The following is a 14923-nucleotide window of genomic DNA, read 5'->3' as shown; positions in this document are numbered from 1 at the left end:
TATCTCTTTACCCCTTCAAATAGTGATGGTACTCATCAACCCAATACTTTTGTTTACTCCTTTTCAACAAACAAGGTATTTGATTAAAAAATGTAGTATTGATATTTTTCTCAAACCCTTGAATTTAACACCCCTGATGAGCTTACCTTAATGATAGACAATGTAATGTTCAGCTATAACAAGTCACGCAAGCTTTAACAGTGACTCTTTTGTGCGCTTTACTTTTGACTAATTAATGAACTCTTATCATCATGAAACTGTAAAGCCTTTACTTACAAAAAGTTAAGTCACAGATAGCAGTTACAACATCTCTATTAGCCTCCATATGAATCAACAAAGTGCATATAAATCAACTTCGGCCATATGCAGAAACTGCAATATTAAATCCTTCCAATGCTATCAATAAATTTCTTGCCAACATTATTAGTAAATCATTAACTCCTAATTTGAGCACGATGCATGTTTCGTCGTAAAACTGCTACACAAGTTACCCAGCCAACCGCACTACGCTAGTTTCAACACCTCTTTCCTCGGAAATATTGAATTTATAAAAACAATCATCCGAGCGAAAAGTATGCATTTCACTTTCAAATATCTGGCACTCGCAAAGGTATCTATCGTGGCAAAGAAAAATAACCATACAGACTCTGACCAGAACTCTCGATTTCGTCTTAAACAGTTAATTAAGAAAGTCGCTGTATCGTTTTCAGTTATCGTTTTTTGTGTGCTTACCGCTGTAGCGGTGAAAGATTTGAGAAGCCCTCTTTCGCCCGGTCATATATCGCTTGAGGGAAGTCAACATGTGTTAACCGCCCCTACCCCATCCCCTATTTCAATAGCAAACGCAGGCTCAACGATTCCAAGAATTCCAATTGAACAAAGTCTCGCTGGGAATGGGGTGGTATATCCGGTAGATGCAGAAAGACCTTGGTTGCAAGATGCATTGCGAAACTATCCAGATAGCGAATATTGGCGCAATCAAATTACGCTTCACCTTGCGCAACCAAGAACGCCTGGTTGGATCAAGTTTGAAAGCTACCACGTTAGCCAAGGGCGCAATCCAATCTTATTACCCACCTTTGCCAAAATGCTTGAGTCCCAACATGTTCCAGATGTGCTGACTATCAGGGTCAAGGATGCAATCGGCGCAGAGAAAGCGTTAGAGGGCATTGGGTTTTCACACCTTCGCGCTGTTTCTCGCGACCCTCTCAGTCCAGTTCATGTCTACAAGATACCCAACGAAATGACATTTGCCGACGCACTCGAAGCGGCAAACGCCCACCCCAATACCGCTTTTGCGGAACCGGACTATCTTATCGAGTGGGCGTTGGCACCAAACGAAACCAACGACGGTATCAGTAACGGCAGTGCATGGTGGCTAAATCAACTGCGCGCGTATGAAGCTTGGGAAACGACCACAGATGCGACAGCCATTGGACCTGTCGCCGTTTATGACCAAGGTGTTTTGCGAACACATGAGGACTTACGGAACAACTTCTGGGTAAATCCAGATGAAATAGCCGGTAATGGCGTCGATGATGACGGAAACGGCATCGTTGATGACATAAATGGCCGAACCAATCAGGTATTTGGCAGCCACGGAACACCTGTTGCAGGCACCATTTGTGGTGAAGGCAATAACGGGATTGGTTATGTCGGCAGTGCCTGGAAGTGCCAATTGATGGACACCGGTGGCCCATTGAGCTTTTCTGCGGCGGTATCCGATGCCATGGCTTCTTTGTTGTATGCCACAGAGAAAGGGTCCCGCATTTCTAACCATAGTTGGGGCATCAGTGGCGATTACAGTCAGGCGTTCAAAGATGTGATTGGTCAAATCGCAGAAGATGACCACCTCATGGTTATCGCTTCACACAATTTCAATAGCAATATCGATAACAGCCCCGTCTACCCTGCCTCTTATGACAACGAAAATATCCTGAGTATTGCTGCATCTAACCAAAGTGAAGGTCGTATCAGCTATTCCAATTACGGTGCAGTGAGTGTTGATATTGCTGCGCCCACCGAATTTAACACGGCAAATTCCTCTGGTGGCTATTCCGGGTTCAGCGGCACGTCTCAGGCCACCCCTGTGGTCACGGGTGCAGTCGCACTGGCTTGGGCGTTAGACCCAAGCATGACTTATCGCGAAATTAAACAACTGGTGATGGACACTGCGCGACCTGTTTCAGCCTGGTCTGGTTTAACAGTAACAGGCGGTATTCTGGATATGAAAACCCTCGTTGAATCCGTCACCAGAGACACAGACGGTGATGGCATTCTCGATGACGTCGACACCGACGATGACAATGATGGCGTTCCAGACGAGGAAGATGCTTTCCCGAAAGATGCAACTGAGTCCGTAGACACAGATGGTGATGGTATCGGGAATAACGCCGATAACGATGATGATGGTGACGGTGTTAACGATGATGAAGACTGGCGACCACTTGACCCTAACGAGCAATACGACACTGATGGCGATGGTATCGGTAACTCTCAAGATGATGACGATGACAATGACGGTGTTTTAGACGAAAACGACGCCTTCCCACTGGATGCAACTGAAACCACTGACACTGATGGTGATGGGGTCGGCGACAACAGCGACGAATTTCCATCTGATCCCAACGAATCGAAAGACTCTGATGGCGATGGTGTTGGTGACAACAGCGATATCGACAAAGACAATGATGGCCTTTCCGATGATCTGGAATCCCGCACTCAGGCAGATATCGTTGACTGGCCTTTGCTTTACGGAGCCAGCTTCTCAAACGGTGTTCTGTCTGCCAACGGCGGAAGCTGGAGCTATCAAGCGAACTCAGCGCGGTTCTCAAGCTATGGTTTCACCGATAACTACCGTCTGAACTTCCATGTTGATGCCCTCGGCACCTACAACATGTTTGGTCTGGGCAACACTGAAAGCTCGGCGAGCTATACCGATATTGATTACGCATTCTACATTGCTGGCACGACGCTCTACATCTACGAAAGCGGTGCGTATATCGGCAGCTTTGGCACGGTCTCCGCAGGTGATGATCTGGCGCTGGAAGTGAACAGCGGCACTCTTGCCTATTATCGCAATGGCTCGCTGGTACGTAGTGTCAATTACAGTGGCTCAACGCCGGATTTTTATGTTGATACCAGTTTCTACAGCGGGGCAATTCAGCTGTCTGGCATTGAACTTACACCACTCTCAGGCTCAGGCGTTTCTTCGGATGCTGACGGCGATGGTGTCACCAACGATGTAGATCTGGATTCCGACAATGACACCATCCCGGATGTGATTGAAGCGGGTCTGGTTGATGCTGACGGTGATCTGACCGTCGACTCGATTGACCAACAAGCTTCCGTCAACCCTGCCCCGGACTCTGACGGTGACGGTATTCCGGATTATCTGGATCTAGAAAGCCACAACGCCGCCAATGATGGTACTGCCTTCGACATGCATGGCTACGACTTTTCTGCCTTCGATTCGAACGGCGACGGTAAGCTCGATGCCAATGATGAGCTCGGCGGTAACGATGTGAACGGCAACGGTGTCGATGACCGTGCGGAAGACGCTGACGGGGATGGACTCTCCAATCCAAACGACGATGATGACGATAACGACGGCACGTTAGATATCTACGATGCCTTCCCGTTCGATCCGAATGAAACCACGGATTCCGATGGCGACGGTGTGGGTGACAACAGTGATGCCTTCCCAACGGATGCCACCGAAACCACAGATACCGATGGTGACGGCGTGGGCGACAACAGTGACACCTTCCCTAATGACGCCACCGAGACCACTGACTCAGACGGCGATGGTGTGGGTGATAATTCCGATGCTTTCCCGAATGACGCGTCTGAAACCACAGACTCCGATGGCGATGGTGTTGGTGACAACAGTGATATCGACAAAGACAATGATGGCCTTTCCGATGATCTGGAATCCCGCACTCAGGCAGATATCGTTGACTGGCCTTTGCTTTACGGAGCCAGCTTCTCAAACGGTGTTCTGTCTGCCAACGGCGGAAGCTGGAGCTATCAAGCGAACTCAGCCCGTTTCTCCAGCTATGGCTTCACCGATAACTACCGTCTGAACTTCCATGTTGATGCTCTTGGTACCTACAACATGTTCGGGCTGGGCAACACTGAAAGCTCGGCGAGCTATACCGATATTGATTACGCCTTCTATATCGCAGGAACGACCCTCTACATCTACGAAAGCGGCGCATATATCGGCAGCTTTGGCACGGTCGCCGCAGGTGATGATCTGGCGCTGGAAGTGAACAGCGGCACCCTTGCTTATTACCGCAATGGCTCGCTGGTGCGTAGTGTCAATTACAGCGGTTCAACACCGGATTTCTATGTTGATACCAGTTTCTACAGCGGGGCAATTCAGCTGTCTGGCATTGAACTTACGCCGCTGTCAGGCTCAGGCGTTTCTTCGGATGCTGACGGCGATGGCATCAATAACGACGTAGATCTGGATTCCGACAACGACACGATCCCGGATGTGATTGAAGCAGGTCTGGTTGATGCAGACGGAAACCTTCAAGTTGACGCCATCAACCTTCAAGGCTCAGTGAACCCTGCCCCGGATTCTGACGGCGATGGTGTTCCCGATTATCTGGATTTGGAAAGCCACAACGCTGCCAATGATGGTACTGCCTTCGACATGCATGGCTACGACTTTGCTGCCTTCGATTCGAACGGCGACGGTAAACTCGATGGCAATGATGAGCTAGGCGGCAACGATGTGAACGGCAACGGTGTCGATGATCGTGCGGAAGATGCTGACGGAGATGGACTCCCTAATCCGAATGATGACGACGACGATAACGACGGCACCTTAGACGTTAACGACGCCTTCCCATTCGATCCAAACGAAGACACCGATTCGGATGGCGATGGCGTCGGCGATAACAGTGATGCCTTCCCAACGGATGCTACTGAAACCACAGATACCGATGGTGATGGTATCGGCGACAACAGTGACGCCTTCCCTAGGGATGCCACCGAGACCACTGACTCAGACGGCGATGGTGTTGGTGATAATGCTGATGCTTTCCCGAATGACGCGTCTGAGACCACAGACTCCGATGGCGATGGTGTTGGTGACAACAGCGATATCGACAAAGACAATGATGGTCTCTCCGACGAACTGGAATCCCGCACTCAGGCAGACATTGTTGACTGGCCTGTGCTTTACGGAGCCAGCTTCTCAAACGGTGTCCTCTCAGCCAACGGCGGAAGCTGGAGCTATCAGGCGAACTCAGCGCGTTTCTCCAGCTATGGTTTCACCGATAACTACCGTCTGAACTTCCATGTTGATGCTCTTGGCGCCTACAACATGTTCGGGCTGGGCAATACTGAAAGCTCAGCAAGCTATACCGATATTGATTACGCCTTCTATATCGCAGGTTCAACGCTTTATATCTACGAAAGTGGCGCCTACCGAGGCAGCTTTGGCTCTGTCGCTGTGGGTGACGACCTAACGCTGGAAGTGAATGACGGCACCATTGTTTACTATCGCAATGGCGCACTTGTCCGTTCAGTTAAATACAGTGGCGATACGCCTGACTTCTACCTTGATACCAGCTTCTACAGTGGCGCTATCCGCCTGTCGGGTATTGTGCTTTCGCCACTTTCAGGTGCAGGCTTTGCCATCGATAAAGATGGTGATGGCGTCAACAACGATATTGACCTCGATTCCGACAACGACACTATCCCAGATGTGATTGAAGCGGGTTTAACCGATGCTGATGGCGACCTGAAAGTCGATTCCATCGATCTACAAGGCAATGTCGACCCAGCCCCGGATTCAGACGGAGACGGTATTCCTGATTATCTTGATTTGGAAAGCCACAACGCTGCCAATGACGGCACCGCTTACGACATGCACGGCTACGACTTTGCCGCCTTTGATACCAACGACGACGGCAAGCTCGACAGCAATGATGAACTCGGCGGCAACGACGTTAATGGCAATGGCGTGGATGACCGCGCAGAAGATGCGGACGGCGATGGACTCTCCAATCCAAACGACGATGATGACGATAACGACGGCACGTTAGATATCTACGATGCCTTCCCGTTCGAACCGAATGAAACCACGGATTGGGATGGTGACGGTGTCGGCGATAACAGTGATGCCTTCCCAACGGATGCCTCTGAAACCACAGACACCGATGGGGATGGTGTGGGCGACAACAGTGACGCCTTCCCAACGGATGCTGTTGAAACCGCAGACAGCGATGGTGACGGCGTCGGTGATAACGCCGATGCTTTCCCGAATGATGCTTCAGAGACCACAGATTCCGATGGCGATGGTGTCGGTGACAACAGCGATATCGACAAAGACAATGATGGCCTTTCCGATGATCTGGAATCCCGCACTCAGGCAGATATCGTTGACTGGCCTGTGCTTCACGGAGCCAGCTTCTCAAACGGTGTTCTGTCTGCCAACGGCGGAAGCTGGAGCTATCAGGCGAACTCAGCCCGTTTCTCCAGCTATGACTTCACCGATAACTACCGTCTGAACTTCCATGTTGATGCTCTTGGCACCTACAACATGTTCGGGTTGGGCAATACTGAAAGCTCAGCAAGCTATACCGATATTGATTATGCCTTCTACATAGCTGGCACGACCCTCTACATCTACGAAAGCGGCGCGTATGTTGGCAGCTTTGGTACGGTCGCCGCAGGTGATGATCTGACGCTGGAAGTGAACAACGGCACCCTTGCCTATTACCGCAATGGCTCGCTGGTACGTAGTGTCAATTACAGCGGTTCAACACCGGATTTCTATGTCGATACCAGCTTCTACAGTGGTGCAATTCAGCTTTCTAGTATTGAGATTACGCCGCTGTCAGGCTCAGGCGCTTCTACGGATGCAGATAACGATGGCGTCACCAACGACCTCGATTTGGACTCTGACAATGACACCATCCCGGATGTGATTGAAGCGGGTCTGGTTGATGCCGACGGAAACCTTCAAGTTGACGCCATCAATCTTCAGGGCTCAGTGAACCCAGCCCCAGATTCAGACGGCGATGGCATTCCGGATTACCTTGATTTGGAAAGCCAGAATGCTGAAAACGATGGCACGGCCTTCGACATGCACGGCTATGACTTTGCTGCGTTTGACTCCAACGGTGACGGCAAGCTCGATGCCAATGATGAGCTCGGCGGTAACGATGTGAACGGCAACGGTGTCGATGACCGCGCGGAAGACGCTGACGGGGATGGACTCTCTAACCCGAATGACGATGACGACGATAACGATGGCACCTTAGATATCTACGATGCCTTCCCGTTCGACCCTAACGAAACCACGGATTCGGATGGTGACGGCGTCGGCGATAACAGCGATGCCTTCCCAACGGATGCGACTGAAACCACAGACACCGATGGGGATGGTATCGGGAACAATCGTGATATGGATAGAGACAATGACGGTATCGCCAACAATCTGGAATCAAACATCAACGCCAGCGTGACGGAGTGGCCTGTGCTTACCGGCAATGCAAACTTTAGCCAAGGAACCTTGATTGGCAACGGCGGCTATTGGCAGTCCCAGGCAAACTCTAAGCGTTTTTCTGAATACGGCTTCCGCTCGCATTATCAGTTAAGTTTTCTGGTCGACAGTCTTGGCACATACAACATGATAGGTTTGGGTAGAGATGAAACTTCCGCCAGCTATCAAGATATCGATTATGCGTTTTACATCGTTGGAAGCACGCTCTACATCTATGAGAGTGGCGCTTCAAAAGGCTCATTTGGCGGTATTGCGATTGGGGACACCCTTTCCATTCAGGTAGCCGACCGTGTCATTGCGTATTTCCGAAACAACGAACTGTTGCGAACCCAAGTATTTGAAGGGGAGATCCCTGACTTTTACGTAGATTCCAGCTTCTACAGCGGTGCCATTGAAATCAGTCGCTTCCTACTCTCTCCCTTACCTGGAGCGCAGTTTGTCGCTGACTCGGACAATGATGGTATTCCCAATGACTTAGATTTGGACAGTGACAACGATGCCATTCCAGACGTCGTTGAAGCTGGCTTTGAAGATGTAGACAACAACTTTAAGGTGGATAACTTCGATCCTGGCGCCACTGTCGCAAGCCTGCCGGACAGCGATAATGATGGCATTGCAGACTTCATCGATTTAGAGAGCCTTAACCCCGGTAACGATGGCACAAACTTCGATATCGACAGCTCCGATTTCGCAGGTTTTGATACCTATCGGGACGGAAGGCTGGATGCGCGGGACGCACTTGGCGGACAAGATGCCAATGAGAATGGGGTCGATGACCTTATCGAGTCTCTTTAATGGCAACAAATCAGACTGGGTAACCCAGTCTGGTTTTTCGTTCGATCTTCCCCCGAATGCGAAAGAATATCGGTCAGTTTTAAAACAATTTCTATCTTTGAGTTTAATAAGACTGTAACAAACCTCATTCACAGCCAAACAGCCATTCACAAATCGACCACGAGGGGATTTTTATATCATTAAAATCATAGCTTTATATTTTTTGCCGCCCAACTAATTCACCTAGTTATCCACAGATTCTGTTGATAGGTTCACCATGGGCTAATGGCTATTTTTCCCTTTAATATAAGTGACTTACCAGCAATTTGAAGAAAAAATAAATTTTTCTTGACCTGATGTCTAAAGGGCAGGTCGAAAGGAGTGGTCGGAGTTCGGTAAAAATAGTTCGTTAGATGACGAATAAACCATTTGCACATCACCGTGTTACATGTCGGTCAAAACAGTGAGACAAAATGAGACTGGCTGTTGACAACTCAATCAAAAACGAAAGTGTCACAGAAAAAATGTGGCAGAAATCAAAGAGGTTTAAACGCAGGAAGTCGTTTATTGATACCAACGAGCGGCAGCTTCAAACACCAGTCTATCTTCGCCAGGATGAGCAAGAAGAGACACACCCATCGGCGTACCATCAACCATCAAAAGAGGCAACGTCAGCTGGGCCAAACCAGCCACTTCAGCAATAGCATATAAGCGGCGTTGGTTAATAAGGAATGTTTCGTCCATAAACATTTCAGTGGGTGCCTGACCCGGAGATGTAGGAATCATCAGTACCTCTCCCGAGCCAAAGAAACCCTGCAGACTGTCACTGAAAAATTCACGCTTTTTCTTGGTCTCGACGAAGTCTTTAAAGCTTTTACCACGAATTTGCTTTAAGTGTTCTTCCGTCTCTTCCGAGAACTTAGGTTTATGCACATCCAGCCACTGGCCATACTGCAAATCCACTTCCCTGCCCAGAATCACAGAGTGGATATTGTGTGCCTGTGTCAGGGTTAACTTGCTGAGATTTGGCATGTCATTTCGGAAGATTTTCGATTTGGATAACTTTTCTTCCCACTCTAGCAGCGCTTCGATAGAAAGTAGCTCATGGAATAAAGAAGACGCGTTAACAATGTTCTTGAGCCGGCCCGCCCTAGGCGGTTTCGTCCAACACTTCTCGGCAACCTGTTCCAGCGTGGGAAGATGCCTTGTCATAAAACCCACTGCATCGAATGACGGTGAAAACGGAGTGATCCCACGAAGGTCAACCATACCTTGCGATGGACGATAGCCATACAAGCCACAATAGGAAGCCGGAATCAACACTCCGCCACAACAGTCATTACCGATACCAATCGTCGCTTTACCTTTGGCTACAGCGATAGCAGCGCCTGATGATGAACCACCTAATCGGGCTTCCGGAGAGACAGGATTTTTAAGGTTTGCGAGGAAAGGGTTAAGACCGCTAATACTGGTGCCAAAATCATCTACTTGCGCTTTGCCAATCAATCGACAACCTGAGTGCATCAGGGTTGAAACCACGTGCGCGTCGTTTTTTGCCGGCTCGTGACCATCAGCCCATGCAGGAATCCCAATACCCGTCACCATGTCTTGTATGCCCACATTGTCGCTGACAACAAGGCGCTGACGGGCTAACACACCAGAGGGAAAATCCTGCCGCTCTGGTTTGTACACATTGATGAGAAAGTTGTCCTCGGCCATATCGATTAATTATTTCCTCTAGTTATTCATAAGGTTATAACTAAAAGTCAAACTCTGCGTAATTAAGAGCGACATTTTTCCAACAAAGCGCTGCGACTGTCCCGAAATGCCTCACTGGTAAAGAGCTCGTCGTTTATCTGAAGCTTTCTGCTTTGCAGCCAGCTCTCCGCTGATGACCCTTGTCCATATGGAATCTTATATACATGGAAATGCTGATTTTGGTGCAAATAGATCAGGTTCGCTGCTACTCGCAACGGTTTAAATGGCTCGTTGAGGTAAAGCCTGAACTCACCACTACAGTCATTCACAATGTAAGAGCCGTTATCACTGCGAATAGCAATATACGGCCGTTCTGTCTCGGTGTATGACGCCAGAGACCAAACCCCAGTCTTATTTGTCAGTTGAAGAAATGGCTTGCGTAACGCCTCTGACATCACCGGTGTAGTTTCTTCGGTGGCAGGCTCATTATCAGCCGCAATAGGGCTCTTTGGTTTGGCATGCACGACTGTGACCTTGGGTGGAATCACTTCTGGCTCTTCACTATCAAACCACGCGGTCATTGCCGACCAGTTCACCATTGTTGCCCCGAGAAACAACACTGCAACCAGTGAAGACATCGCCATCGCAGGCAACCAAAACTTTTGTGCCCATTGAACAGCACCCGGCATTTTCACGCCGGCATTACGCTCAAGTTCAGTTTCCAGCATTTCGTTTTCTGACAAGGCGCGACGAAGCTCACCAGCCAGCTTACCCTGCTCTACAATGGCTGCATCTTTCTGGCTTTGAAGGCGATTTCGCTCTTCTTTGAGCAGCACCATTTCCCCTTCAAGTTGAGCGATCTTGCGGGAGTAATCAGTACTGTTCGATGTATTGCTGCTTCCTTTTCGCGCTTGATTAAGCTGCACCTTGAGTAACTGGTTCAACGCAGACAACTCGTCTCGTTCTTTTTTAACCGCTGACAGCTCTCGCTCTAACGCCGCGGTATTACCGCCGGTTGCAAAAGAGGCCGCTGGAATCGCAAGAGGATGTTCCCCTTTCCCTTTGACAATGTTGTCGTAGGAATGGCGAACGAGGTGCATCAACGCCTTGGAACCACCTTTATCTGGGTGCACGCGAACAGACAGCAACTTGTAGCGCTGTTTCACAGTGGATTCAGGATCACCCGATTTGGTACCAAGGATTTCGTTAAACGTGGTCATTGACAGATTTAATTACAGTTCAGATGAAGTTATATCGGCCTCTCAGGGACTTTCTTGAGCCAGATTCCGTCTCAAAATTAAGATAGACCAATGCTCACATCCCCGACCGGACAATTGTTCAAGGTTTGTTCGACATCTCCTTTTTTCACCCAGCCAAAGAAACGTTTCATTAACACACATTTATCTTTTTAGGCGATTCTGGCCAATTCTTTACCAAACATCCCATTTTCAATTGCATTCATATTTTTGTGATCTATGATGCTAACGAAAATTTGAAGACCCGGTGAACGCTGCTGGAGAGAGATGGCATTGGCCATCCGCCGAAGAAGTAAATCTTTCAGGCACTCATTAACACTGACTTTGGTGTTTGAGTAAGGACAGTAGCGGGAGGGAACTCTGGAGAGAGGTAAGCCAGACTTACCCGCCGAAGGAGCAAGCTCGCCCAACTTAATTGATGGATTCGAGTGAAACTCTCAGGCAAAAGGACAGAGGAGATAACCGCATTAATCTGCGATCTTTTTGCTATTTTTCTGCGGCTACTCTCCTCCTTTTAATCTAAAGGGGGATAAATGAACTATTCGCTTTACGACTTTTTGCAAATCATCGATAACCTCGTCTGGGGTCCACCACTTCTGCTGCTACTTGTCGGCACAGGTATCTATTTCACTTTCCGTCTTGGCGCGATCCAGTTTTCTAAATTGCCTTTAGCGCTATCTTACGTGTTCAAAAAAGAAGAAGGCGTCACTGGTAAAGGTGATGTCTCTAGCTTTGCTGCGCTTTGTACTGCCCTTTCTGCCACCATTGGAACCGGTAATATTGTTGGTGTTGCCACCGCCTTAAAACTGGGTGGTCCGGGTGCTCTGTTCTGGATGTGGATGGCGGCTCTTTTCGGCATGGCAACAAAATATGCAGAGTGCCTGCTTGCCGTGAAATACCGCGAGAAAGACGCTCAAGGTAATATGCTGGGTGGACCCATGCTCTACCTGGAAAAAGGTGCAGGCCAAAAGTGGCTGGCGCGTTTGTTTGCCTTCTTCACCATTGGTGTGGCTTGCTTTGGCATCGGTACTTTCCCACAGGTGAATGCCATTGTGGATGCCAGTCATATCGCGTTCAATATTCCACATGAAATCACTGCGATTGTGCTGACCGTGCTAGTTGCCGCAGTGACTATTGGTGGTATCAAATCTATTGCAGGCCTGGCGAGCAAGATCATTCCGACCATGACAGTGGTTTACGTCACCGCTTGTGTCGGCATTCTGGTGAACAATGCTGGTGCTATCCCTTCCGCGATTAGTCTGATTGTGGAGTCTGCGTTTACCGGTCAGGCTGCAACAGGTGGATTTGTGGGTGCCTCTATCATGATTGCCATTCAGGCAGGTGTCGCCCGTGGTGTATTTTCAAACGAATCAGGCTTGGGAAGTGCGCCAATGGCAGCCGCTTCTGCACAAACCAACTCTTGTGTCCGCCAGGGTTTGATCTCTATGGTTGGCACGTTCTTGGATACCATCGTCATCTGTTCAATGACAGGTTTGGCACTGGTGCTAACTGGTGTTTGGACGATGGACATTGATGGTGCACGCATGACCACAGAGGCCTTCTCACTTGGCTTGAACGAAGGTTTTGGTCCGATGATTGTTGCTATTGGCCTGATGTTCTTTGCCTTCACCACGATTCTTGGTTGGAACTATTACGGCGAACGCTGTGTGGTGTACCTGTTTGGTCAACCTGCAGTGCTGACGTATAAGATTGTTTTCGTGGCGCTCATTTTGTCCGGTGCGTTTATCAAACTGGATATGATTTGGCTGATTGCCGACATCGTGAATGGACTGATGGCGGTACCAAACCTGATTGGCTTGATCCTGCTCCGCCATGTTGTTGCGGAAGAAACCAAAGTCTACTTTGAATCGCTGAAAAGTATGGTTAGCTCATCGTCTGACTCCAAAGCCGCCAAAGCCTGATTAGTGATTCGATAAAACGAAAAACAGCGCCAATTGGCGCTGTTTTTGTTTTTCCAGATGACTACGCGGTTTTGGCATTTAGCATATTACTAAGACCTAATTTTCCGAAGATCGCATCATAATGAACGAAGTTTGGAATTCGGGTGTGATGCTGAACTTTCGTGCCCACAGCGACAAATTCATAGCCCAGTGTGCTGGTTGCCATTTTGTCCCATTCCCCATCACCGAAGTAAACGCGGCGAGAGAATACGGCACCCGTGTCTTGCTTAGCACGGAAAGCCGCCAGCGCCATGATTTCACTCCGCGTCATTGCATCAGAACAAGAAGCAAAGCTCACTCCAGTGATATCAAAACCCGCCGCCCTCAGTTTCATCTTGGCAGACTCTTGCCAACCCCCCGTTGCGATAGCCAACACCACATTTGGGTGTGACTTCATGTCATTCACAAACTCGATCGCGCCTGGTGTGGCAACAAGATCGTTTTTGTTTGAAGAGATATACTCTCTCAGTTTTTGTAGGAACAGCGCTTTCACTTCACGAAGGATGCGCATTCTGTCTTGACGCATACCCTGTTGTTCAATCAGTTCTTCCAAAATGCCGACGTCAGTCACGTTGGTAAACGCGCCCCAATCATCGGTTAGTTCAATTCCTACTACTTCCTCTACAGCAGAGCGAAAACAATCGGAATCAAAGTCGTAGCTGTCGATCAACGTCCCATCGACATCCAACATAAACAGGTTCATTAACGCCAGTCCTCAAATCTAGGATACAGAAACAACCCTCAAGGCTGATTTGAAATTGCGCGTGGCGGTCACCATTCTCCGCGCAAGCCGAACATTGTATTTACAAATGCAACGTCTGGGCAACAATCTTTACTGATAATTACAGATAGTAGACGCACATCAAGATTGGCGCATACGCTAGAAAAGAAATGTGACAAGGTGATGGCTACTAACAATTTGTAACCATCACTTTCAAAGATTGTGTGATGTGGGGCGATGCTGAAGTTTAACCAGACCTAAAGCGAAATCACGTGACTACTGGTTTCACTGGCTTCTTCACCAATCATTTCGTCGTAGGGATTGTCCATCACCAACGTCGCTGATGTAAAACCCTGCTGTGTCAGCGCTTCTTTTGCTGTATTTAGGCATTCGAAGAACATCAAATCCCCGTCCTTGCTCCGCTGATATGTCACTGTGCCGCGACCTGCGCTGGTACCAATGAGGTATTTGCTGGTGTCTCCGCAACTAACAATGATGGCTTCTGCATTCGACATTGGTCTTCCCTCTTGTTGTGATTTAAGAGAGTTACGCGCGGTAAAGTCACAGCGATCAGAAAGTAGCGTTTTGAAAAAGCCGTAAGTGACAAAAGGGAAAGTCGTAGGGAGAGAAATGGAGGCGCGTCCCGGAGTCGAACCGAGGTCCACGGATTTGCAATCCGCTGCATAGCCACTCTGCCAACGCGCCTTTGAGTATCAGAGAGTGTCTCTGGCTACGGGACGGAATTATAGAGAGGCTTACGCTCAACGCAACGGTTTTTTTCACCTTTCCAACTGAGTGTTTCTGATTTGATCACTTCGAGTAAAAATGCGCCTTTGCAAGCGCAACACCTCTCACATTGAGAGTCTTTAGATACACAACACACTATCCTGTAAGGAGAAGTGAAATTTCTGCCGAAAAGAGTGTTTGTCAAGACTTGAAGATCACAGGATATAGTGGTTTGATCTGCGCCCTTGTCGATCAGGGGCAC

Annotated in this window: 6 protein-coding genes, 1 tRNA gene and 1 riboswitch; of the genes, 2 read left to right on the top strand and 5 right to left on the bottom strand. The window is 48.8% G+C overall.

Features of this window, described 5'->3' with window-relative positions; all coding sequences use genetic code 11:
* Positions 1–802: 802 nt before the first annotated feature.
* Positions 803–8320 (top strand): S8 family serine peptidase, encoded by a 7518-nt coding sequence (locus G5S52_RS06840; RefSeq protein ID WP_165012364.1) that lies wholly within the window; start codon positions 803–805, stop codon positions 8318–8320.
* A gap of 543 nt (positions 8321–8863) precedes the next feature.
* On the opposite strand, the gene G5S52_RS06835 is transcribed toward G5S52_RS06840, so the two are convergent.
* Together G5S52_RS06835 and G5S52_RS06830 are read right to left on the bottom strand one after the other, a co-directional pair.
* Positions 8864–10018: an amidase family protein gene (locus G5S52_RS06835; protein ID WP_046303299.1), complete on the bottom strand. Its 1155-nt coding sequence runs from the start codon at positions 10016–10018 to the stop codon at positions 8864–8866.
* A 62-nt stretch (positions 10019–10080) separates the two neighbouring features.
* Positions 10081–11217 carry a hypothetical protein gene (locus G5S52_RS06830; RefSeq protein ID WP_165012363.1) on the bottom strand — a complete coding sequence of 379 codons (1137 nt, stop codon included), beginning with the start codon at positions 11215–11217 and terminating at the stop codon, positions 10081–10083.
* A 386-nt stretch (positions 11218–11603) separates the two neighbouring features.
* Positions 11604–11716, top strand: a riboswitch (glycine riboswitch).
* 70 nt (positions 11717–11786) lie between these two features.
* Here G5S52_RS06830 and G5S52_RS06825 point away from each other — a divergent pair.
* Positions 11787–13175 (top strand): alanine/glycine:cation symporter family protein, encoded by a 1389-nt coding sequence (locus G5S52_RS06825; RefSeq protein ID WP_165012362.1) that lies wholly within the window; start codon positions 11787–11789, stop codon positions 13173–13175.
* A 61-nt stretch (positions 13176–13236) separates the two neighbouring features.
* Here the strand turns inward: G5S52_RS06825 and G5S52_RS06820 are convergent, their stop codons facing one another.
* The 3 genes from G5S52_RS06820 to G5S52_RS06810 all read right to left on the bottom strand — a co-directional run bounded on the left by G5S52_RS06820 (position 13237) and on the right by G5S52_RS06810 (position 14640).
* Positions 13237–13917 carry an HAD family hydrolase gene (locus tag G5S52_RS06820; protein WP_165012361.1) on the bottom strand — a complete coding sequence of 227 codons (681 nt, stop codon included), beginning with the start codon at positions 13915–13917 and terminating at the stop codon, positions 13237–13239.
* Positions 13918–14192: 275 nt separating this feature from the next.
* A complete protein-coding gene (locus G5S52_RS06815; protein WP_002540574.1) occupies positions 14193–14450 on the bottom strand; it encodes a DUF6482 family protein in 258 nt (85 codons plus the stop codon).
* A 116-nt stretch (positions 14451–14566) separates the two neighbouring features.
* Positions 14567–14640: transfer RNA gene (locus tag G5S52_RS06810), tRNA-Cys, on the bottom strand.
* Positions 14641–14923 lie beyond the last annotated feature (283 nt).

Source organism: Grimontia sedimenti (assembly GCF_011045095.1).
GTDB classification, from domain to species: domain Bacteria; phylum Pseudomonadota; class Gammaproteobacteria; order Enterobacterales; family Vibrionaceae; genus Enterovibrio; species Enterovibrio sedimenti.
Note: the sequence above shows the minus strand (reverse complement) of the source record. Positions and strands in the feature narration are given on the sequence as shown.

Bases quoted from the DNA above. Each gene is read 5' to 3' on its own strand.
- G5S52_RS06835 (WP_046303299.1), bottom strand. From the start codon at position 10,018: ATGGCCGAGGACAACTTTCTCATCAATGTGTACAAACCAGAGCGGCAG.
- G5S52_RS06830 (WP_165012363.1), bottom strand. From the start codon at position 11,217: ATGACCACGTTTAACGAAATCCTTGGTACCAAATCGGGTGATCCTGAA.
- G5S52_RS06825 (WP_165012362.1), top strand. From the start codon at position 11,787: ATGAACTATTCGCTTTACGACTTTTTGCAAATCATCGATAACCTCGTC.
- G5S52_RS06820 (WP_165012361.1), bottom strand. From the start codon at position 13,917: ATGAACCTGTTTATGTTGGATGTCGATGGGACGTTGATCGACAGCTAC.
- G5S52_RS06815 (WP_002540574.1), bottom strand. From the start codon at position 14,450: ATGTCGAATGCAGAAGCCATCATTGTTAGTTGCGGAGACACCAGCAAA.